This is a genomic window from Microbispora sp. ZYX-F-249, assembly GCF_039649665.1.
In the GTDB taxonomy this organism is placed as follows: domain Bacteria; phylum Actinomycetota; class Actinomycetes; order Streptosporangiales; family Streptosporangiaceae; genus Microbispora; species Microbispora maris.
On sequence record NZ_JBDJAW010000135.1, the window covers coordinates 1 to 1,063 of the forward strand.

The 1,063-nt window shown below is 74.4% G+C and carries 1 protein-coding gene; it reads right to left on the reverse strand.

Annotation, left to right across the window (positions count from 1 at the left end):
* Positions 1 to 1,063 (reverse strand): FAD-dependent monooxygenase (locus tag AAH991_RS40075; protein WP_346231184.1); only part of this gene is annotated, 1,063 nt, incomplete at both ends.

A 1,063-nucleotide genomic window follows, 5' to 3' on the forward strand; every position in this document is an offset into this window, starting at 1 on the left:
GGCACGGGATTCAGCTGCCACTCCGCGAGCCACAGCGACGCCTCGACCACGGCTTTCACCCGTTCGTGGCGGCGGTCCATGAACGCGTCGAACACCGGCCGGTCGAGCCGGTCGGCGGCCAGCAGCAGCTCGGCCAGGACGGCGGCGTCCTCCAGGCACTGGGCCGCCCCCTGGGCGAGGGTGGGCGGGCAGGCGTGCGCGGCGTCGCCGATCAGGACGACGCGGCCGCGGTTCCACGGACGGTCCACCAGCAGCGACTCGAACCACGTGTAGTTGATGCGCCCGGGATCGGTGATGTCCTTGCGGATCTCCTCCCACGGCCCGCCGTATCCCGCGGCGAGGGCCCGCATGTGCGCGACCTTGTCGCCGACGGCCTCACGTGGGCGGGCCTTGTCCACGAGATAGGCGTACATGGTGTCCGGGCCGGTCGGGCAGTATCCGGCGGTGAAGCAGGGGCCGCCGTAGATGAGGTCGGTGCGCTCGATCCCGGCGGGACGGCGGGTGTGGACGCGCCAGATGCCCAGGCCGGTCGGCCGCGGGGCGTCGTCGATCCCGATCAGCCCGCGCACCGCCGAGCGGATGCCGTCGGCGCCCACGACCAGGTCGTAGGTGCCGGTGGTGCCGTCGGACAGCCGCACGCCGACCCGGTCGCCGGTGTCGGTCAGCGTCTCGGCGGTCACGCCGAACCTGGTCCGCGCTCCGGCCGCGCGTACGGCGTCGGCGAGGACGGACGCCAGGGCAGGGCGGGTTATGCCGAGCGCGGCGGGCAGATCGGGGCCGCCGGTGCGGGTACCGGGGATCTCCGCGAGCAGCGTGCCGTCCGGGGCGCGCAGCCCGAGCGAGTCGAACGGGAATCCGGCGGCGGCGACGTGGTTCCAGACGCCGAGGTCGCGCAGCACCCGCAGGGCGTTGCCCTGCAGGCTGATGCCCGAGCCGAGCGCGGTGACCGCGGGCCGGATCTCCGCGATGTCCACGGCGACGCCGGCGCGGGCGAGCAGGATCGCCAGGGCCGATCCGGCGGTGCCGCCGCCGACGATGAGGACGTTGCCTACTGCTGGCATGG